Annotated in this window: 18 protein-coding genes; 5 read left to right on the forward strand and 13 right to left on the reverse strand. The window is 59.7% G+C overall.

Annotation, left to right across the window (positions count from 1 at the left end; translation table 11 throughout):
* Window positions 1–6 precede the first annotated feature (6 nt).
* Window positions 7–774 carry a uroporphyrinogen-III C-methyltransferase gene (gene cobA / locus PPUTUW4_RS18510; protein WP_015096063.1) on the forward strand — a complete coding sequence of 256 codons (768 nt, stop codon included), beginning with the start codon at window positions 7–9 and terminating at the stop codon, window positions 772–774.
* A 114-nt stretch (window positions 775–888) separates the two neighbouring features.
* On the opposite strand, the gene PPUTUW4_RS18515 is transcribed toward cobA, so the two are convergent.
* The 8 genes from PPUTUW4_RS18515 to ppsA all read right to left on the reverse strand — a co-directional run bounded on the left by PPUTUW4_RS18515 (window position 889) and on the right by ppsA (window position 9,065).
* Complete coding sequence (locus PPUTUW4_RS18515; protein ID WP_015096064.1) at window positions 889–1,920, reverse strand: OmpA family protein; 1,032 nt, start codon at window positions 1,918–1,920, stop codon at window positions 889–891.
* Between the two features lie 107 nt (window positions 1,921–2,027).
* Entirely contained in the window at window positions 2,028–2,618 is a 591-nt protein-coding gene (sigX, locus tag PPUTUW4_RS18520) for an RNA polymerase sigma factor SigX (RefSeq protein WP_015096065.1), read from the reverse strand.
* Between the two features lie 89 nt (window positions 2,619–2,707).
* Window positions 2,708–3,532 carry a mechanosensitive ion channel domain-containing protein gene (locus PPUTUW4_RS18525; RefSeq protein WP_007916401.1) on the reverse strand — a complete coding sequence of 275 codons (825 nt, stop codon included), beginning with the start codon at window positions 3,530–3,532 and terminating at the stop codon, window positions 2,708–2,710.
* 2 nt (window positions 3,533–3,534) lie between these two features.
* Entirely contained in the window at window positions 3,535–3,783 is a 249-nt protein-coding gene (locus tag PPUTUW4_RS18530; RefSeq protein WP_007971509.1) for a hypothetical protein, read from the reverse strand.
* Window positions 3,784–3,845: 62 nt separating this feature from the next.
* The gene (locus tag PPUTUW4_RS18535) at window positions 3,846–4,841 is read right to left on the reverse strand and encodes a zinc transporter ZntB (RefSeq protein WP_015096066.1); all 996 of its coding nucleotides are present in this window, start codon (window positions 4,839–4,841) and stop codon (window positions 3,846–3,848) included.
* A 27-nt stretch (window positions 4,842–4,868) separates the two neighbouring features.
* Window positions 4,869–5,360 (reverse strand): ribonuclease E activity regulator RraA, encoded by a 492-nt coding sequence (gene rraA, locus PPUTUW4_RS18540; protein ID WP_015096067.1) that lies wholly within the window; start codon window positions 5,358–5,360, stop codon window positions 4,869–4,871.
* Between the two features lie 138 nt (window positions 5,361–5,498).
* Window positions 5,499–6,488, reverse strand: a complete 990-nt coding sequence (locus tag PPUTUW4_RS18545; protein ID WP_015096068.1) for an alpha/beta fold hydrolase — start codon at window positions 6,486–6,488, stop codon at window positions 5,499–5,501.
* A 201-nt stretch (window positions 6,489–6,689) separates the two neighbouring features.
* On the reverse strand, window positions 6,690–9,065 hold the full coding sequence (gene ppsA / locus PPUTUW4_RS18550; RefSeq protein WP_015096069.1) for a phosphoenolpyruvate synthase: 2,376 nt from the start codon (window positions 9,063–9,065) through the stop codon (window positions 6,690–6,692).
* 174 nt (window positions 9,066–9,239) lie between these two features.
* On the opposite strand from ppsA, the gene PPUTUW4_RS18555 reads away from it, so the two are divergent.
* A complete protein-coding gene (locus PPUTUW4_RS18555) occupies window positions 9,240–10,058 on the forward strand; it encodes a pyruvate, water dikinase regulatory protein (protein ID WP_007971527.1) in 819 nt (272 codons plus the stop codon).
* A 193-nt stretch (window positions 10,059–10,251) separates the two neighbouring features.
* Here the strand turns inward: PPUTUW4_RS18555 and prpF are convergent, their stop codons facing one another.
* The 5 genes from prpF to PPUTUW4_RS18580 all read right to left on the reverse strand — a co-directional run bounded on the left by prpF (window position 10,252) and on the right by PPUTUW4_RS18580 (window position 17,217).
* Window positions 10,252–11,454, reverse strand: coding sequence for a 2-methylaconitate cis-trans isomerase PrpF (gene prpF / locus PPUTUW4_RS18560; protein WP_015096070.1), 1,203 nt, complete (start codon window positions 11,452–11,454; stop codon window positions 10,252–10,254).
* Between the two features lie 66 nt (window positions 11,455–11,520).
* The gene (acnD, locus tag PPUTUW4_RS18565; RefSeq protein WP_007971532.1) at window positions 11,521–14,115 is read right to left on the reverse strand and encodes a Fe/S-dependent 2-methylisocitrate dehydratase AcnD; all 2,595 of its coding nucleotides are present in this window, start codon (window positions 14,113–14,115) and stop codon (window positions 11,521–11,523) included.
* Window positions 14,116–14,319: 204 nt separating this feature from the next.
* The gene (gene prpC, locus PPUTUW4_RS18570) at window positions 14,320–15,447 is read right to left on the reverse strand and encodes a 2-methylcitrate synthase (protein ID WP_007971533.1); all 1,128 of its coding nucleotides are present in this window, start codon (window positions 15,445–15,447) and stop codon (window positions 14,320–14,322) included.
* 163 nt (window positions 15,448–15,610) lie between these two features.
* Window positions 15,611–16,501, reverse strand: coding sequence for a methylisocitrate lyase (gene prpB / locus PPUTUW4_RS18575; RefSeq protein ID WP_015096071.1), 891 nt, complete (start codon window positions 16,499–16,501; stop codon window positions 15,611–15,613).
* Complete coding sequence (locus tag PPUTUW4_RS18580; RefSeq protein ID WP_007971537.1) at window positions 16,498–17,217, reverse strand: GntR family transcriptional regulator; 720 nt, start codon at window positions 17,215–17,217, stop codon at window positions 16,498–16,500. Before PPUTUW4_RS18580 ends, prpB begins: the two co-directional genes overlap by 4 nt.
* Window positions 17,218–17,513: 296 nt before the next feature.
* Between PPUTUW4_RS18580 and PPUTUW4_RS18585 the strand changes: the two genes are divergently transcribed.
* From PPUTUW4_RS18585 to PPUTUW4_RS18595, 3 genes are read left to right on the forward strand one after another with little or no spacing between them, the layout of a single operon-like run.
* The gene (locus PPUTUW4_RS18585; RefSeq protein WP_015096072.1) at window positions 17,514–18,050 is read left to right on the forward strand and encodes an ATP-dependent zinc protease; all 537 of its coding nucleotides are present in this window, start codon (window positions 17,514–17,516) and stop codon (window positions 18,048–18,050) included.
* A 5-nt stretch (window positions 18,051–18,055) separates the two neighbouring features.
* Window positions 18,056–19,591: an inactive transglutaminase family protein gene (locus PPUTUW4_RS18590; protein WP_015096073.1), complete on the forward strand. Its 1,536-nt coding sequence runs from the start codon at window positions 18,056–18,058 to the stop codon at window positions 19,589–19,591.
* Window positions 19,591–20,577: an alpha-L-glutamate ligase-like protein gene (locus PPUTUW4_RS18595; RefSeq protein ID WP_015096074.1), complete on the forward strand. Its 987-nt coding sequence runs from the start codon at window positions 19,591–19,593 to the stop codon at window positions 20,575–20,577. The genes PPUTUW4_RS18590 and PPUTUW4_RS18595 overlap by 1 nt, the downstream gene beginning before the upstream one ends.
* The last annotated feature ends 148 nt before the right edge of the window (window positions 20,578–20,725 follow it).

The following is a 20,725-nucleotide window of genomic DNA, read 5'->3' on the forward strand; positions in this document are numbered from 1 at the left end:
AACACTATGAGCGCAAAAGTCTGGCTGGTGGGTGCAGGTCCCGGTGATCCTGAATTACTGACCCTCAAAGCTGTTCGGGCGTTGAGAGAGGCGGATGTCGTGCTGATCGACGATCTGGTCAACGATGCGGTGCTGGAGCACTGCCCCGGCGCGCGGATAATTCCTGTGGGTAAGCGCGGTGGCTGTCGTTCAACGCCGCAAGCCTTTATCCATCGCCTGATGTTGCGTTATGCCCGCCAGGGCAAATGCGTGGTGCGCCTCAAGGGTGGCGACCCGTGCATCTTCGGGCGTGGCGGTGAAGAAGCGCAGTGGTTGCGCGAGCGTGGTATCGAGGTTGAGCTGGTCAATGGCATTACCGCCGGCCTGGCGGGCGCGACGCAATGCGATATTCCATTGACCCTGCGCGGCGTGGCACGAGGGGTAACGCTGGTGACCGCCCACACTCAGGATGACAGCAGCCTGAACTGGCAAGCGCTGGCCCAAGGTGGCACGACACTGGTGATCTACATGGGGGTGGCAAAGCTCAGTGAAATTCGCAAGCAATTGCTGGCCGGTGGAATGGCAGCCGATACGCCCGTGGCAATGATCGAAAATGCTTCCCTGCCGCACCAACGGGAATGCTGGAGCGACCTGACAGCCATGGAGGACGATGCCCATAGCTTCCAGTTGAAAAGTCCGGCGATCCTGGTGATCGGTGCTGTGGCGGCCTGTGATGAGATCAAAAGATCGCAGCCTGCGGCAGCTCCTACACTGGTTCGGCATTTATCCCTGTAGGAGCTGCCGCAGGCTGCGATCCTTTAGAAGCAACGCAAAACCAATGCTGAAACCCAAATCGCAGACAAAGAAAAGCCCGGCCTGAGCCGGGCTTTTCTCAGAGCTGCGGGCTAATTACTTAGCTTGAGCTTCAACCTGCGCTTCTACGCGACGGTTAACAGCGCGACCAGCTTCAGTTTTGTTGTCAGCAACTGGGCGGGATTCGCCGTAGCCAACGGACTGAACGCGGGACGATTCAACACCGTACTGGTTGGTCAGAACTTGTTTAACGGCGTTTGCACGACGCTCGGACAGTTTCTGGTTGTAAGCGTCAGGACCGACGGAGTCAGTGTGACCTTCAACAGTAGTGCTGGTGGATGGGTACTGCTTCATGAAGTCAGCCAGGTTCTTGATGTCGCCGTAGCTGTTTGGCTTGACTACCGACTTGTCGAAGTCGAACTTCACGTCCAGCTCAACACGAACAACTTCAGCAACTGCCGGGCAGCCGTCAGCGTCAACAGTTACGTTAGCTGGGGTGTCTGGGCACTTGTCAACGTTGTCGCAAACGCCATCGTTGTCGCTGTCAGAGCAAACTTCCGGAGCTGGAACTGGAGCAGCAGCTGGCTTGCTGCCGCCACCGAAGTTCACACCGAGACCGACGCTAGGAGCCCACTCGGTGTTGCCCTGGTCGATGTTGTACTGAGCTTCAACGCCAGCACGGGCGTAGAAGTTGTCGGTGAAGTACAGCTTGGCACCGCCGCCAACGTTGGCGAAGGTGGAACGGTTACGACCGTTCGAGCCGTTCTGGTCGATGCTCTGGTCGGAGAAACCGCCCGAGACGTAAGGACGCAGCATGTCGCCTGGGTTGTTGAAGTGGTACAGAGCGTCCAGAGCGGTGTTCGCGCCCTTGACGTTCTTGCCATCGTTTGCACGGGCATTGTGCACTTCGTCGTAGGCCAGACGCAGTTCAACGTCGTCTGTCAGGAAGTAACCGATCGAACCACCCGGCAGGATGCCGTCGTTCTTGAAGTTACGGTCGCTATCGAAATATTGCTTCTTTGCGTAGCCTTCGATTTCAACTGCGCCTTGGCCCTGTGCCAGAGCGCCGATGGAAGTGGCGGCAATAAGAGAACCAATGGCCAAGCCCAAGGTGTTTTTCAGTTTCATCCGTTAAATCCCCATCTGGTGATTGTGAAGCAGTCCCGCAAACCGGGGGACAACTCGGCGGCAAGTCTAACAGAACTTGCCTACACGTAAGAGATATTTGCGCTGAACTAAGTTTCAGCAATGCCTGCAAATTTCTCACGCAATTTATCTAGAGCGCGTTTGTACCGCATTTTTGTTGCGCTCAAACCCATATGCATGATGTCTGCGATTTCCTGAAACTCCAGTTCTGCGACAAATCGTAGCACCAGAATTTCACGATCAATCGGGTTCACATACACCAACCAGCGATCAAGTCCGCCTTTTTCCTCAGGTTTCGGCGTCTTTTCTTCGGACGCTTCCTCGAGGGGGTCAAGACTCAATGCGTCCATCAAGCGACGCTTTCGCCGTTCCTTGCGATACTGTGTGATGCACTCGTTGTACGTGATGCTATATAGCCATGTCTTGAACTTCGATTTACCCTCGAAGTTCTTCAGGCCATACAGCACCTTCAACATGACCTCCTGACAGACATCGTCTGCATCGCGATCGTTCCCGAGATATCTTGCGCACACATTAAATAATGTTCGCTGGTAACGCCGCATCAGTTCTTCGTAGGCGCGTGTTACGTGAAACAGCTCGGTATGCGAGCGCGCGACCAACTCCTCATCAGAGAGCTCGCGGGGGTCGTAGCGCATGGAGAGCGATTGAGCTTTATTCAAAACAAGTCGGGCCGACAGTCAGGTCAATATCCTCCGCAGCCAGCGTCAGCTGGCATTTGCGGCGGCATACATTAGCAGGGTTTGCCGGGTTAGCGGCTACTCACATGCTGCTCGAGGAGGATCCGATTGGAAAGAGAGACTAGCTCACCCTCATCGGTCAGCAATGTGGTTTTAACCGTGCCGATCTCTTCGATCTGGCCTTCGACCTCGCCAACACGCACTTGTTGCCCAACCTGGTACAGCTCACGCACGTAGATTCCCGCAAGAATCTGGCCGGCAATTTCCCGGCTTCCCAACCCCATGGCCAGCGCTACCGCCAGACCAACGGTAATCAGCACAATCACGATCACGTGGTTCAGCAGGTCGGTCTTGACCTCCAACTGGCTGATCGCCACCGAAATACTGATGATGATCACCAGGCCCTGGGCAATTCGTCCAAGCCCTGAAGCATAGTCCAGACCCACGCCTTCTGCCGCTCCGCGCACCAGCCCGTTGGCCAGTTGCGCCAGCAAAACACCTACCAGCAACACCAGCGCCGCGCCGAATACCTTCGGCAAATACAGCGCAAGCATATCCAGCGTAGCTGATACTCGCTCAAGTCCAAGGGATTCTGCGGCAGAAACCAGAAAAATAAGCAGAACGAACCAATAGACGATCTTGCCGATCAGGGTCGAAATGGGAACCTGCAGGCCGGCGCGGGACATCAGCTTGGTCAGGCCAGTGCCGCCCATCAAGCGGTCCAGGCCCAGTTTGGCGAGCAATTTGGAAAGCAAGGTGTCCAGCAGTTTGGCCACGACAAAACCCAACAGCAGCACAACCAGTGCGCCGAACAGGTTTGGAATGAAGTTCGCAACCTTGGTCCACAACGCAGTCATTGCAGTGACGAGGCTCTGTGTCCAGAGATCAAGTTCCATATTCAATCAGCCTTATCAGCAGTGCGGGCAGCAGGTTTACGGAGACGGGATACCGGCGAGACATGGGCCGATCCGTTATTCAGGGCAATCATCAGTGCGGGCAACCAGCGCCCCAGCAAGCTGAACAAATCACCGGCGCCGACCTGGCGGTTGGCGGTTTTCAGCACACGCCCCAGACACGCATCGTCGTCCCGGGTGGACGGTGAGGCGTTGAGCATGTCGCGCAAAGACTGTTCAAACGGATCGTGCATACGCACCTCTCGTGATGTCTGTGGGAGACGAGGTCAGTTTTGGTCGGGTCACATGCTTTCCCTCAGACCCAGCGCAAACGTCGGAATAACCACCATTGCCCCAGCGCCACCGAGGCCATCATCAGGCAGGCGATCAGAAAGCCGTAAGGGCTGGCAGAGAATGGAATGCCACCGACGTTGATCCCCAAAAGCCCGGCCAGAAAACTCATCGGCAAAAAGATCCCGGTGATGATCCCGAAGCGATACATCGTGCGGTTCATGCGCACGCTCAAGCGACGGTCTTCAGCCTCCAGGACCAGCCCCACCCGCTCCCGGGTCAGTTCCAGCTCCTCGAGGTAGCGGGTCAGGCTGTTGTTCAATTCGTTCCAGTAATCAGCGTCGTCCTCGACGAACCAGGGCAACTTGATTCGCGTCAATTGCCCGAAAATATCCCGCTGCGGAGCAAGAAAGCGCTTCAACGCTGCCGCCCGCCGACGAATCTGCAAAACCGCCCCGTGTTCAGGCGTATACCGTTCGTCGGCATCCAGCTTTTCCTCTTCCTCATCGACCACTTCCGAGAGACAGCTGACCAGATCCTGCACCTTGTTGGTGAGGTACTGCGCCATGCACAGGATGAGTTCGGACGCGGTTTTCGGCCCCTTGCCCTCGGACAGTTGCACCAGCAACTCGTCAGTGGCACGCAATGGACGCAAACGCAGGGAAATGACACGCTGGGCAGAACAGAAGATCCGCACCGACACCATGTCTTCCGGTTCGGCACCGGGGTTCAGATTGACCCCGCGCAAAAACAGTAGCAGTTCGCCGTCCGAAAGCTGTAAAAGTCGCGGACGGGTGTTTTCTTCGAGTAACAGGTCACAGCTGAATTCGCTCAGACCGCTGGATTTGCGTAGCCAGGTCCGGGTTTGCGGATGACTGCGATCCCAGTGCAACCACAGGCTTTCATGGGCCTGCAACTGCAAGTCGTCAAGTTCAGTCCGGGCAATCGAACGCGCACCGCCTCTACCGTCCAGCACCAGGGCATGCACCAGCCCCCATTGCGCGTTTTCTTCCTCGAACATCCGCACTCCTCTGGTCTGCAGCCGTTTTTATTCCGGCATTTTCAGCGGGCTGGGCGAGATGATCACGCCGTTGTTGTCCGCATAGATGTAATGGCCCGGATGGAAGGTCACGCCGGCGAAGGTCACGGCAACGTTGAGATCGCCGATACCGCGCTTGTCGGTTTTCATCGGGTGGCTGGCCAGCGCCTGAACCCCCAGATCGGTTTGCGCGATGACGTCGACGTCACGGATGCAACCATAGATCACCATGCCTTCCCAGCCGTTTTTCGCGGCTTTCTCGGCGATCATATCGCCCAGCAACGCACGGCGCAGGGAACCGCCACCATCGACGACCAAGACCTTGCCATTACCCTTGAGCTCGGCTTGCTCCTTGACCAGCGAGTTGTCTTCGAAGCACTTGATGGTCACGATTTCGCCACCGAAGGAATCACGGCCGCCGAAATTGCTGAACATCGGTTCCAGCACCTGCACCAGCTCCGGATAGGCGTCGCACAGGTCAGGCGTGAGGTAATGGTTCATCGAGAAACTCCTGTTAAAGAGGAAGACAGCACGAACATCAGTGATGACTCAATCACGCAAAGTGACTGGAACAGCTCAATGCGTCATATCTTAGCCGCAAGCCGACCGGAGCGAAATGCCCTTGTTAGAGCATCAGGCTCAAACCGCCGCGGCCAAATCCCCTTGTTCACCCAACAAGGGTGTCTGCTGATCCGCCAGCCAGCGGGTCACCAATGGCCAGACTTCGGCCTGGGCAGGTTTGCTGACGAGCATTTCAACGTGACCGAAATTGTCGCTGAACCCCTGATCACGACCCAGATTGATAAATTGCTTGTGTTCGGAACCGAACTGCTCGAACAGTTTGCGACACGCCCACGCCGGGTCCTGATGATCACCCGCTGCACTCACGGCGAGCACCGGCAACCTGACCTCGGCCAAACCGGCCCACCAGTCTTTATCGGCATCGCCAAAGCGCCCGAACAGACCGAACCAACGCATGCTTTCCAGGGCCAGGCCGATCGGCTCGTCCTCCGGGCCGCGTTTGAGCCTTGCTCCGGACAACTGGGCAAAACGCTTGAGAATGAAGCGACTGCTCCACTCCACCGGCGGAATCTTCAATGGCCAGTAGGTGCGGCTGACCTGGGTGCCGAAAAACGCGGCCGAGGCCACCACCGGCTCACCGATGTACTCGCCACCCAGCGCTGCGGCCAGTGTGGTACCGCCCAGCGAGTGACCGATCCAGTGCGGCACCTGCCCGCTCTGTTCACGCACGAACGCGCCAATGGCCGGCAGGTCATAGCGTGCGTAGTCGGCGACCCGGTTCTTGCGGTAGTCGTGGTTGCGCTGGGACAGGCCATGGCCGCGCATTTCCGGAATCCAGACGTCGAACCCCAAGCGGGCCAGATAGGCGCCCAACCCCAGGCCCTTGGGAGAAAACCAGAACCGGCGATTGGAAAAGCTGCCGTGCAGCAGGATCACCGGCACACCACGGGATGAGGGCTCATCGGCCATGCCAAGGCGTGTCACAGCCAGTTCGACGGTAAAGTCGGGGCTGTTACCGGGTTTCAAACGATACACATCTTCGCTCAGATCGCCGCGCCGTTCGGCGCTGATCAGGGCGACAGGAAATAGGTTGCTGCTGCTTTGCATAATCTCTTGCACAAAAAAGGGCGGCATCCGGAGGAGCCCGCCCTGCTTGAATCTCTAAAAGACCGCTCCCTGTGGGAGCGAGCCCTGCTCGCGAAGAACTTCAGGACACCAGGTTTATCCAAAATAAACGCGTGATCGTTGACGTCCATCGCGAGCAAGCTCGCTCCTACAAAGGTATGAGAGCGGCCCGTATATAGGGGATCAAGCCTGCGCCTGACCCTCTGCCAGGAAGAACCAGGTTTCCAGTACGGAGTCCGGGTTCAACGAAACGCTTTCAATGCCCTGCTCCATCAGCCACTTGGCCAGGTCCGGGTGGTCCGAAGGACCCTGACCGCAGATGCCGATGTACTTGCCGGCCTTGTTGCAGGCGGCAATGGCGTTGGCCAGCAGCTTCTTGACCGCCGGATTACGCTCGTCGAACAGGTGCGCGATGATACCGGAATCGCGGTCCAGGCCCAGGGTCAGCTGAGTCAGGTCGTTGGAACCGATGGAGAAACCGTCGAAGAACTCGAGGAATTCTTCAGCCAGGATGGCGTTGGACGGCAGTTCGCACATCATGATCACGCGTAGGCCGTTCTCGCCACGGGCCAGACCGTTTTCCGCCAGCAGATCGACCACCTGGCTCGCTTCTCCCAGGGTACGAACGAACGGCACCATGATTTCGACGTTGGTCAGGCCCATCTCGTTGCGCACGCGCTTGAGGGCGCGGCATTCGAGTTCGAAGCAGTCGCGGAACGACTCGCTGATGTAGCGCGAAGCACCGCGGAAGCCCAGCATCGGGTTCTCTTCTTCCGGCTCGTACAGCTTGCCGCCGATCAGGTTGGCGTATTCGTTGGACTTGAAGTCCGACAGACGCACGATGACCTTCTTCGGCCAGAACGCAGCCGCCAGGGTGCTGATGCCTTCGACCAGTTTCTCGACGTAGAAGCCGACCGGGTCGTTGTAACCGGCGATGCGTTTGTCGACGCTTTCCTTGATGTCCAGCGGCAGACCGTCGTAGTTCAGCAGTGCTTTAGGGTGCACGCCGATCATGCGGTTGATGATGAACTCCAGGCGGGCCAGGCCAACGCCGGCGTTCGGCAGTTGCGCGAAGTCGAAAGCTCGGTCCGGGTTGCCGACGTTCATCATGATCTTGAACGGCAGCTCCGGCATGGCATCCACGGAGTTCTTCTTGATGTCGAAGCCCAGTTCGCCTTCGAAGATGAAACCGGTGTCGCCTTCAGCGCAGGAAACGGTCACGCCCTGGCCGTCTTTCAACAGCTGGGTGGCGTTGCCGCAACCGACTACCGCTGGAATACCCAGCTCACGGGCGATGATCGCCGCGTGGCAAGTACGACCGCCACGGTTGGTGACGATGGCGCTGGCGCGCTTCATGACCGGTTCCCAGTCCGGGTCGGTCATGTCGGACACCAGTACGTCGCCTGGCTGGACCTTGTCCATCTCGGACACGTCCTTGATGATGCGGACCTTGCCGGCGCCGATACGCTGGCCGATGGCGCGACCTTCAACCAGCACGGTACCGGTTTCTTTCAACAGGTAACGTTCCATGACGTTGGCCTGGGTGCGGCTCTTCACGGTTTCCGGACGGGCCTGCACGATGTACAGCTTGCCGTCGTCACCGTCCTTGGCCCACTCGATGTCCATCGGGCACTGGTAGTGCTTCTCGATGATCATCGCCTGCTTGGCCAGCTCGCTGACTTCAGCGTCGGTCAGGCAGAAACGTGCGCGCTCGGCCTTGTCCACGTCGACGGTCTTGACCGAACGACCGGCCTTGGCCTCGTCGCCGTAGATCATCTTGATGGCCTTGCTGCCCAGGTTGCGACGCAGGATCGCCGGACGACCGGCAGCCAGCGTGCCCTTGTGGACGTAGAATTCATCCGGGTTCACCGCGCCTTGAACGACGGTTTCACCCAGGCCGTAGGCGCCGGTGATGAACACCACGTCACGGAAGCCCGATTCGGTATCGAGGGTGAACATCACGCCGGCGGTGCCGGTTTCGGAACGGACCATGCGCTGCACGCCGGCCGACAGGGCAACCAGCTTGTGGTCGAAGCCCTGGTGCACGCGGTAGGAAATGGCACGGTCGTTGAACAGCGAGGCGAACACCTCTTTGGCGGCGCGAATGACGTTTTCGACACCACGAATGTTCAGGAAGGTTTCCTGCTGACCGGCGAAGGAAGCGTCCGGCAGGTCTTCGGCGGTAGCGGAAGAGCGCACGGCCACGGCCACGTCGGGGTTGCCGGCGGACAGCGTGGCGAACGCGGTGCGAATTTCGGCATTCAGTTTTTCAGGGAATTCGGCTTCCATGATCCATTGACGGATCTGGGCACCGGTCTTGGCCAGGGCATTCACGTCATCGACGTCCAGGGCATCGAGTGCGTCGTGAATCTGCTTATTCAGGCCGCTCAGCTCCAGGAAATCACGATAAGCCTGAGCGGTCGTGGCGAAGCCGCCGGGCACCGATACACCGGCACCTGCAAGGTTGCTGATCATCTCGCCCAGGGATGCGTTCTTGCCCCCCACATGCTCAACATCGTGTTTGCCGAGCTTATCGAGGGAAACTACGTACTCTACCAAGGTGATCTCTCCACTAACTGTGTTGGAAAAGCTCAGAAACCGGCTGCTTAAGTGAGCATTTGCCGGCTATATGGCCTGGACCTGGAAAATAAGTGAGAATGCAGGCCATTGGCGGCCGGCAAATCGCGCCTATCATATCCAAGATTCGTCACTAGCTTAAGGCCCAAGGTGCAAATGAAACGATCTGCTTTCTTTATCTCCGATGGTACCGGCATTACCGCCGAAACCCTGGGTCAAAGCCTTCTGGCGCAGTTCGAAAACATTACCTTCAGCAAAGTCACGCGGCCGTACATCGACAACGTGGACAAAGCGCGGGCCATGGTACAACAAATCAACAAAGCCGCCGAAACCGACGGTTTCCGTCCAATTATCTTCGACACCATCGTCAATCAGGACATTCGTGAGATTCTCGCAACCTCGAATGGTTTCATGATCGACATTTTCTCGACGTTCCTGGCACCGCTTGAGCAGGAGCTGACCGAGCATTCTTCCTACACCGTCGGCAAGTCCCACTCCATCGGCGCCAACACCAATTACATGGAGCGTATCGAGGCCGTCAACTTCGCCCTCGACAACGACGACGGCGCCCGCACGCACTATTACGACAAGGCCGACCTGATACTAGTGGGCGTGTCGCGATGTGGTAAGACGCCGACGTGCCTGTATATGGCGATGCAGTTCGGTATCCGCGCAGCCAACTACCCGCTGACCGAAGACGACATGGAGCGCCTGCAACTGCCAAACGCCCTGCGCGCCCACCAGCACAAGCTGTTCGGCCTGACCATCGACCCGGACCGCCTCACCGCGATTCGCAACGAGCGCAAGCCCAACAGCCGCTATTCGAGCTACGCCCAGTGCGAGTTCGAGGTGCGCGAGGTCGAGAACCTGTTCCGTCGCGAAAACATTCCGCACATCAACTCCACGCATTTTTCCGTGGAAGAAATCTCCGCGAAGATTCTCGTGGAGAAAGGTGTGGAGCGGCGTTTCAAGTAAAGCTCCCGGGTAAGCTCCGGCCCTATCGCGAGCAAGCTCGCTCCCACATTTGATCTTTGTACACCGTCGATCCAGTGTGGGAGCGGGCTTGCTCGCGAAGGCGCCGTGTCAGTCGACATCTACATTGCCTGACACACCGCTTTCGCGAGCAAGCCCGCTCCCACAGGGTCTTGTGTTGAGTTTCAGATCGGGTTTAGAAAGAATCCCCCGGCACCCGCACAAACCCTTCCATCAACACCCGCGCACTGCGGCTCATGATCGCCTTGTTCACGGTCCATTCACCATTGACCAGGCTGGCCTCGGCGCCGACGCGCAGGGTGCCGGACGGGTGTCCGAAGCGCACCGCGTTGCGTTCGATACCGCCTGCCGCAAGGTTCACCAAAGTGCCGGAAATCGCTGCAGCCGTACCGATCGCCACGGCCGCGGTACCCATCATCGCGTGGTGCAACTTGCCCATGGACAACGCACGCACCAGCAGGTCGACATCGCCTGCGGCAATCGCCTTGCCGCTGGACGCCACGTAGTCCGCCGGCTTGGCCACGAAGGCGACTTTCGGCGTGTGCTGACGCTTGGCCGCTTCGTCGATGTTGGAAATCAGGCCCATGCGCAATGCCCCGTAGGCGCGGATGGTTTCGAACATCAGCAAGGCTTTCGGGTCGCCATTGATCGCGCCCTGCAACTCGGTGCCCTTGTAGCCGATGTCTTCGGCATTGACGAAAATCGTCGGGATGCCGGCATTGATCATGGTCGCCTTGAAGGTGCCGACGCCGGGCACTTCCAGGTCATCGACCAGGTTGCCGGTGGGGAACATCGAACCGCCGCCGCCCTCTTCTTCCGCTGCCGGATCGAGGAACTCGATCTGCACCTCGGCCGCCGGGAAGGTCACGCCGTCGAGTTCGAAATCGCCGGTCTCCTGCACTTCACCATTGGTGATCGGCACGTGGGCAATGATGGTCTTGCCAATGTTGGCCTGCCACACGCGAACCACGGCTACGCCGTTATGCGGAATACGGCTGGCGTCCACCAGGCCGTTGCTGACCGCGAACGAACCGACCGCTGCCGACAGGTTGCCGCAGTTGCCGCTCCAGTCGACGAAGGGCTTGTCGATGGACACCTGACCGAACAGATAATCGACGTCGTGATCGGCCTTGGTGCTTTTCGACAGGATCACGGTTTTGCTGGTGCTGGAGGTCGCGCCGCCCATGCCGTCGATTTGTTTGTCGTACGGGTCGGGGCTGCCGATCACGCGCAGCAGCAACGCGTCGCGGGCCGGGCCCGGGACTTGCGCCGCTTCAGGCAGGTCCTTGAGACTGAAGAACACGCCTTTGCTGGTGCCGCCGCGCATGTAAGTGGCGGGTATCCTTATTTGCTTTGGAAACGTAGCTGCGTGAGCCATGGTGCTCGTTACTCCTGATCTGAAAACAGACACGGGACTCAAAGTCCCGTGTCGGTACAGCCTGTGTTAAACGGCAACCGCCGACTCTTCGAGGAAGTCCTGGGCGAAGCGTTGCAGCACACCGCCGGCCTCGTAGATCGACACTTCTTCGGCGGTGTCGAGGCGGCAGGTCACCGGCACATCGACGCGCTCGCCGTTCTTGCGATGGATCACCAGCGTCAGCTCGGCGCGCGGAGTGCGATCGCCGATCACATCGTAGGTTTCGCTGCCGTCGATGGCCAGGGTGTGGCGGTTGGTGCCCGGCTTGAATTCCAGCGGCAACACGCCCATGCCCACCAGGTTGGTGCGGTGAATGCGCTCGAAACCTTCAGCGGCAATCGCCTCCACACCCGCCAGACGCACGCCCTTGGCCGCCCAGTCGCGGGACGAACCCTGACCGTAGTCGGCACCGGCGATAATGATCAGCGGCTGCTTGCGATCCATGTAGGTTTCGATGGCTTCCCACATGCGCATCACTTTGCCTTCCGGCTCGACACGGGCCAGCGAACCCTGCTTGACCTTGCCGTTTTCCAGAACCATTTCGTTGAACAGTTTCGGGTTGGCGAAGGTGGCGCGCTGCGCCGTCAGGTGGTCACCGCGGTGAGTCGCGTAAGAGTTGAAGTCCTCTTCCGGCAGGCCCATTTTCGCCAGGTATTCGCCGGCGGCGCTGTCCATCATGATCGCGTTGGATGGCGACAGGTGATCGGTGGTGATGTTGTCCGGCAGCACCGCCAGCGGACGCATGCCCTTGAGCGGACGAGCACCGGCCAGCGCGCCTTCCCAGTACGGCGGACGACGGATGTAGGTACTCATTTCGCGCCACTCGTACAGCGGCGCGACTTTCGGGCCGGTGTCTTCGTGGATGGCGAACATCGGGATGTACACCTGGCGGAACTGCTCCGGTTTCACCGACGCCTTGACCACCGCGTCGATCTCTTCGTCGCTCGGCCAGATGTCTTTCAGGCGGATTTCCTTGCCATCGACCACACCCAGCACGTCTTTTTCGATGTCGAAACGGATGGTGCCGGCAATCGCATACGCAACCACCAAGGGCGGCGATGCGAGGAACGCTTGCTTGGCGTACGGGTGAATCCGGCCGTCGAAGTTACGGTTACCGGACAACACCGCAGTGGCGTACAGGTCGCGGTCGATGATCTCTTGCTGGATCACCGGGTCCAGTGCGCCGGACATGCCGTTGCACGTGGTGCAGGCGAAGGCCACGACGCCGAAGCCGAGCTTGTCCAGCTCTTCGGTCAGGCCGGCTTCATCGAGGTACAGCGCCACGGTCTTCGAACCCGGTGCCAGGGACGACTTGACCCAAGGCTTACGGGTCAGGCCGAGCTTGTTGGCGTTGCGCGCCAGCAGGCCGGCGGCGATCACGTTGCGCGGATTGCTGGTGTTGGTGCAGCTGGTGATGGCGGCGATGATCACCGCGCCGTCCGGCATTTGCCCCGGCACATCGTCCCACTGACCGGAGATGCCCTTGGCGGCCAGATCCGAAACCGCCACACGGGCGTGCGGGTTGCTCGGGCCGGCCATGTTGCGCACAACCGAGGACAGATCGAACGTCAGGCCGCGCTCGTACTGCGCGCCTTTGAGGCTGTCAGCCCACAGGCCGACCTGCCTGGCGTAGTTCTCGACCAACTGCACCTGCTCGTCTTCACGGCCGGTGAGCTTGAGGTAGTCGATGGTCTGCTGGTCGATGTAGAACATCGCCGCGGTGGCGCCGTATTCCGGGGCCATGTTGGAAATGGTTGCGCGGTCGCCGAGGGTCAGCGCGGAGGCGCCTTCGCCGAAGAACTCCAGCCACGCGCCAACGACTTTTTGCTTGCGCAGAAACTCGGTCAGCGCCAGCACCATGTCGGTGGCGGTGATGCCCGGTTGCAGCTTACCAGTCAGTTCGACGCCAACGCTTTCCGGCAGACGCATCCAGGATGCGCGGCCGAGCATCACGCTTTCGGCTTCGAGACCACCGACACCGATGGCGATCACGCCCAACGCATCGACGTGCGGGGTGTGGCTGTCGGTACCGACGCAGGTATCAGGGAAGGCCACGCCGTCGCGCACCTGGATCACCGGAGACATTTTCTCCAGGTTGATCTGGTGCATGATGCCGTTGCCCGGCGGGATCACGTCGACGTTCTTGAACGCCTTCTTGGTCCAGTTGATGAAGTGGAAACGGTCTTCGTTGCGACGGTCTTCGATGGCGCGGTTCTTCTCGAACGCGTCCGGATCGAAGCCACCGCGTTCGACGGCCAGGGAGTGGTCGACGATCAGTTGGGTCGGCACCACCGGGTTGACTTGCGCCGGGTCACCGCCTTGCAGGGCGATGGCGTCACGCAGGCCGGCGAGGTCGACCAGCGCGGTCTGGCCGAGAATGTCGTGGCACACCACGCGGGCCGGGAACCACGGGAAATCGAGGTCGCGCTTGCGCTCGATGAATTGCTTCAGGGATTCGGTGAGCGTGGCCGGGTCGCAGCGACGCACAAGGTTTTCCGCCAGCACACGGGAGGTGTACGGCAGGGTGTCGTAGGCGCCAGGCTGGATCGCCTCGACCGCTGCGCGGACATCGAAGTAATCCAGGTGGCTGCCAGGCAGCGGTTTACGGAATTGTGTGTTCATCGTCAGGACTCGGTCACGGTAGTTACAAAAGGTGGGGCCTGGCACCAGCACTAAAGGTCACACCATCCACTGTGGGAGCGAGCCTGCTCGCGAAAGCGGTATATCAGTCAACATCGATGCTGAATGTCAGTCCGTCTTCGCGAGCAGGCTCGCTCCCACAGGTTCTCGGTTCCTTCAGTTGCCGAGGTTCAAGCCCTCCACCATTCAGCGCTGTTCGATTGGCACGAACTTGCGCTGCTCAACGCCGGTGTATTCGGCGCTTGGACGGATGATGCGGTTGTTGGCGCGTTGTTCGTACACGTGTGCAGCCCAGCCGGTCAGGCGCGAGCAGACGAAAATCGGTGTGAACAACTTGGTCGGGATGCCCATGAAGTGGTATGCCGAGGCATGGTAGAAGTCGGCGTTCGGGAACAGCTTCTTCTGCTCCCACATGGTCTTGTCGATGGCTTCGGAGACCGGGAACAACACCTTGTCACCCACTTCGTCGGCGAGTTTTTTCGACCAGCCCTTGATCACCTCGTTGCGCGGATCGTTGTCCTTATAGATCGCGTGGCCGAAGCCCATGATCTTGTCCTTGCGCTCGAGCATGCCGAGGGTGCCCTTGATCGCGTCTTCCGGCGACGAGAAACGCTCGATCATTTCCATCGCCGCTTCATTGGCGCCGCCATGCAGCGGGCCGCGCAGCGAGCCGATGGCCGCGGTGATGCACGAATACAGGTCGGACAGGGTCGATGCGCAGACACGGGCGGTGAAAGTCGACGCGTTGAACTCGTGTTCCGCGTAGAGGATCAGCGAAACGTTCATCACCTTGACGTGCAGCTCGCTTGGTTTCTTGCCGTGCAGCAGGTGCAGGAAGTGGCCGCCGATGGACTGCTCGTCGCTGACGCAATCGATGCGCTTGCCTTCGTGGCTGAAGCGATACCAGTAAGTCATGATCGCCGGGAATGCAGCCAGCAGGCGGTCGGTCTTGTCGTGTTGCTCGGAGAAATTGTTCTCCGGCTCGAGGTTGCCCAGGAACGAGCAGCCCGTGCGCATCACGTCCATCGGGTGGGCGTCGGCGGGGATGCGCTCGAGCACTTCCTTGAGCGCTTGCGGCAGGTCACGCAGCTTGCTCAGCTTGGCGATGTAGGCATTCAGTTGCGCCTTGCTCGGCAGTTCGCCGTACAGCAGCAGGTAGGCAACTTCTTCGAACTGTGCGTCAGCCGCCAGTTCACGTACGTCATAACCACGATAGGTCAGACCGGCACCCGACTGGCCCACGGTGGACAGTGCGGTTTGCCCGGCTACCTGGCCACGGAGCCCGGCGCCACTGAGTACTTTTGCTTCGGCCATTGCTGTCTCCAATTTTTTGAAATTTTTAGGGGAAACTCATTGCTCTTCTGTGGGAGCGAGCCTGCTCGCGATGGTGGACGGCACACCGCGGGGTATCAGGCTTCCCGCGTCATCGTTGACGTCTATCGCGAGCAGGCTCGCTCCCACAGGTACAAGGTGTTCGTTACTTCTTCGCGGCAAACAACGCATCGAGCTTCTGCTCGAAGGTGTGGTAGTCGATGCGATCGTAAAGCTCCATGCGAGTCTGCATGGTGTCGATGACATTCGCCTGCGTCCCATCGCGGCGCAGTGCGGTGTAGACGTTTTCCGCGGCCTTGTTCATGGCGCGGAAGGCCGACAGCGGGTACAGCACCAGCGACACGTCGACAGCGGCGAGTTGCTCGGTGGTGTACAGCGGGGTCGCGCCGAATTCGGTGATGTTGGCCAGGATCGGCGCTTTCACGCGGCTGGCGAACAGCTTGTACATCTCAAGTTCGGTGATGGCTTCCGGGAAAATCATGTCGGCGCCGGCTTCGATGCAGGCAGCGGCGCGATCCAGGGCAGACTCCAGGCCTTCCACCGCCAGGGCGTCGGTACGGGCCATGATCACGAAGCTGTCATCGGTACGGGCATCGACGGCAGCCTTGATGCGGTCGACCATTTCCTGCTGGGTCACGATCTCTTTATTAGGACGGTGGCCGCAGCGCTTGGCGCCAACCTGGTCTTCGATGTGAATCGCCGCCGCGCCAAACTTGATCATCGACTTGACGGTACGAGCGACGTTGAACGCCGAGGAACCGAAACCGGTGTCCACGTCCACCAGCAATGGCAGATCGCAGACGTCGGTGATACGGCGCACGTCGGTCAGCACGTCATCCAGGCCGGTGATGCCCAGGTCAGGCAAGCCGAGGGAGCCGGCAGCCACCCCGCCACCCGACAGGTAGATCGCCTTGAAACCGGCGCGCTTGGCCAGCAGCGCGTGATTGGCGTTGATTGCGCCGACCACTTGCAGTGGATGTTCGCTGGCGACCGCATCGCGGAAACGCTGACCTGGTGTGCTCTTGTTCGAACTCATGACTCACCTCGTTTGGCTGTCGGGTTGACGCCGTCCTGGTAATGACGGGCGATATTGCGTTTGGAGGCGCCGATGTGACGGCGCATCAACAACTCGGCCAGCTCACCGTCACGGTCGGCGATGGCATCGAGAATGCGGTGGTGCTCGGCGAACGCCTGATGCGGGCGATTGGGCGTGGTGGAAAACTGGATGCGGTACATGCGCACCAATTGATAGAGCTCGCCGCAGAGCATTTGGGTCAGCGTGCGGTTGCCGCTGCCCTGGATGATTCGGTAATGGAAGTCGAAATCGCCTTCCTGCTGGTAGTAGCCCCGACCTGCCTGGAATGCCTCATCACGTTCATGGGTTTCCAGCACCCGACGCAGCTCGTCGATTTCTTCGAGGCTCATGCGCTCGGCGGCCAGGCGACAGGCCATGCCTTCCAGGGATTCGCGGATTTCGTAGAGTTCAAGCAGCTCGGCATGATTGAGCGACACCACCCGAGCCCCGACATGCGGCACGCGTACCAGCAGGCGCTGGCCTTCCAGGCGATGGATGGCCTCGCGCAACGGGCCACGGCTGATGCCGTAGGTACGCGCCAGCTCCGGTTCGGAGATTTTGCTGCCCGGCGCGATCTCGCCTTTGACGATAGCCGCCTGAATGCGGCGGAAGACGTTCTCGGAAAGTGTCTCCGTATCGTCTTGCGTAGAAACCGGGGGATCGAGTTGATCCAGCATATTGTCGACACCTTATGAGCCAATGCCGCAAAAACTAACGAATACCGGGAGCGCAGTCAAAGGTTAAATCGATATTGTCGACAATCTTCTGATAACCGGTTGCACCATAACGAAGCAACCCGCTGGTTTATAGCCACCGGCCAGCGCTGGCGCCATCAAACCACCGTGCTAGAATGCCGCCGCATTTGTTTGTCACATCTGCACTGCCTGTCATATAAACCTGCCAGGCATACGAGGGAGCTTGCGCAGCGATGCCAGGGCCTTGAATCAAGTCGGACCGCTGCGCACCAGGATTTATGAGACTCAAGCCCTTCCCTGCTTTCCTTTACTTTCTTTGCCTGCCCGGGTTCGCATTGGCCGGGGAAAAGACCGTGTACGGCCTCAATGAGTACGCATCGCTCAATGGCATCGACCTGGAAGTGGCGGCTAAACTCGACACCGGGGCGAAAACCGCTTCCTTGAGTGCACGGGACATCAAACGCTTCAAACGCAACGGCGAATCCTGGGTGCGGTTTTACCTGGCCATCGACGCCGCCCATTCGCATCCGATCGAACGCCCGCTGGCCCGTGTCAGCAAGATCAAGCGCCGGGCCGGCGACTACGACCCCGAGGAAGGCAAGAAGTACACCGCCCGCCCCGTGATCGAACTGGACATCTGCATGGGCTCGGCCCTGCGCAGCATCGAAGTGAACCTGACCGACCGCAGCGCGTTCCAATATCCGCTCCTGATTGGCTCCGAAGCGCTCAAGCGTTTCGATGCACTGGTTGACCCCAGCCTTAAATATGCTGCCGGCAAACCCGCCTGCACCACCGACGCTCATACCGCCGAGTAATTCAAATGCGCTCTCTTACCCTTCATCTGAAACTGCTGATCGCCATCCTGGTGGTGCTGGGCATTTCAGTTACGGCCTATCAGATCTTCGTGCTGGGCATCCCGGTGACCGAAGACGCCACTGACGACCTGTGGAACATCGACGCCAAGGTCGAGTTCGTCGCCAGCGCCAAGGATCCGGTCAAGATCCAGATGTTCGTGCCACCGCTGAGCCGCGACTTCGTCAGCCTCAACGAGAGCTTCATCTCCAATAACTACGGCGTGGCCGTGAACCGGGTCGACGGCAACCGCAAGGTCACCTGGTCGGCACGCCGGGCCAAAGGCAATCAGACGCTGTATTACCGCCTGGTGCTGACCAAGCGTTATTCCGGCGAGAAGGCCAAGATCAAAGGCCCGACCTTTCGCGACAGCATCACCATCGAAGGCCCGGAAAAAATCGCCGCCGAAGCCCTGCTCGCACCGATTCGCCAGCACTCGGCCGACGTCGAAACCTTCGTCGGCGAAGCCATCAAGCGGGTCAACAACCTCAACGACGACAACGTGAAACTGTTGCTGGCCGGTGATCCATCCACCGCGCACAAAGCGAAAATCGTCGAGCTGCTGCTGTCCATCGCCCACGTGCCGATCGAGAAGGTCCACACCATTCGCCTGGTGGCGGACCAGCCGCAGATACCGGAACTGTGGCTGCGCAGTTTCAATGGCACCGACTGGCTGTACTTCAACCCGGAAACCGGTGAGCAAGGGCTGCCGACCGACCGCCTGCTGTGGTGGACCGGCGACGAAAACCTGATCACCGTCGACGGCGGCAAGAAGGCCAATGTGACCTTCAGCCTCAACAACAGCGAAATGAACGCCATCCGCCTGGCCAAGCTGACCGACGAAAACACCGACGCCAACTTCCTCGAGTACTCGTTGTACGGCCTGCCGCTGCAAACCCAGCAGACCTTCATGATCATGGTGATGATCCCGATCGGCGTGCTGGTGATCCTGATCCTGCGCAACCTGATCGGCATCCAGACCCTGGGCACCTTCACCCCGGTGCTGATCGCCCTGGCCTTCCGCGAAACCCAGCTCGGCTTCGGTATCGTGCTGTTTACCATCATCACGGCGCTGGGACTGTCGCTGCGCTCCTATCTCGAACACCTGAAACTGCAGATGCTGCCGCGGCTGTCGGTGGTACTGACCTTCGTGGTGGTGCTGATCGCGGCCATCAGCCTGTTCAGCCACAAACTCGGTCTGGAGCGCGGCTTGTCGGTGGCGCTGTTCCCGATGGTGATCCTGACCATGACCATTGAACGCCTGTCGATCACCTGGGAAGAGCGCGGCGGTGGCCATGCCATGAAAGTGGCCATCGGCACGCTGTTCGCCGCGTCCCTGGCGCACCTGATCATGAGCGTGCCGGAACTGGTGTACTTCGTGTTCACTTTCCCGGCGATTCTGCTGATCCTGGTGGCCTTCATGCTGGCCATGGGTCGTTATCGCGGCTATCGCCTGACCGAACTGGTGCGTTTCAAGGCCTTCCTGAAAAAGGCTGACGCCTGATGTTCGGCTTCTGGAAGACCTGGAAAGCCCTGGAAGCCCGGGGCATCATGGGGATCAATCGGCGCAACGCAGACTACGTGCTCAAGTACAACAAGCGCAGCCTGTACCCGATCGTCGATGACAAGATCATCACCAAGGAACGCGCCATCGCCGCCGGCATCCATGTGCCCGAGCTCTATGGCGTGATTTCCACCGAGAAGGAAATCGACAATCTCGAAGCGATCATCGGCGCACGCAATGACTTCGTGATCAAACCGGCCCAGGGCGCTGGCGGCGATGGCATTCTGGTCATCGCCGACCGCTTCGAAGGGCGCTATCGCACGGTGTCCGGCCGGATCATCAGCCATGAAGAAATCGAGCACCAGGTTTCCAGCATCCTGACCGGCCTGTACTCCCTGGGCGGTCACCGCGACCGGGCGCTGATCGAGTACCGCGTGATTCCGGACCAGATCTTCAAGAGCATCAGCTACGAAGGCGTGCCGGACATCCGCATCATTGTCTTGATGGGTTACCCGGTGATGGCCATGTTGCGTCTGCCGACGCGCCAGTCCAACGGCAAGGCCAACCTGCACCAGGGCGCCATCGGCGTCGGCGTGGACCTGGCCACCGGCCTGACCCTGCGCGGCACCTGGCTGAACAACATCATCAACAAACACCCGGACACCACCAACGCGGTGGATGGCGTGCAACTGCCCTACTGGGACGGTTTCATGAAACTCGCCGCTGGCTGTTATGAGTTGTGCGGGCTGGGCTACATCGGTGTCGACATGGTCCTGGACCAGGAAAAAGGCCCGCTGATCCTTGAGCTCAACGCCCGGCCGGGGCTGAATATCCAGATTGCCAATGACTGCGGGCTGACGTTGCGTACTCATGCGGTGGAAGCACGACTGGAAGACCTGAAGGCTCGTGGCGTGACCGAAACGGTCGAAGAGCGCGTGGCGTTTGTGCAGGAGATGTTTGGGCATATTCCTGCGGTCGAGGGTTGATCCAGAACCGAGTCGCCTCTTTCGCGAGCAGGCTCGCTCCCACAAGAGCAGCACTGAACCCTGTGGGAGCGAGCTTGCTCGCGATGGACCAGAGAGCGCCACGGGGTGTCAGGCTCCCAGCGTCATCGTTCACGTCCATCGCGAGCAA

Origin of the sequence: Pseudomonas sp. UW4 (assembly GCF_000316175.1) — a bacterium.
GTDB classification, from domain to species: Bacteria; Pseudomonadota; Gammaproteobacteria; order Pseudomonadales; family Pseudomonadaceae; genus Aquipseudomonas; species Aquipseudomonas laurylsulfatiphila.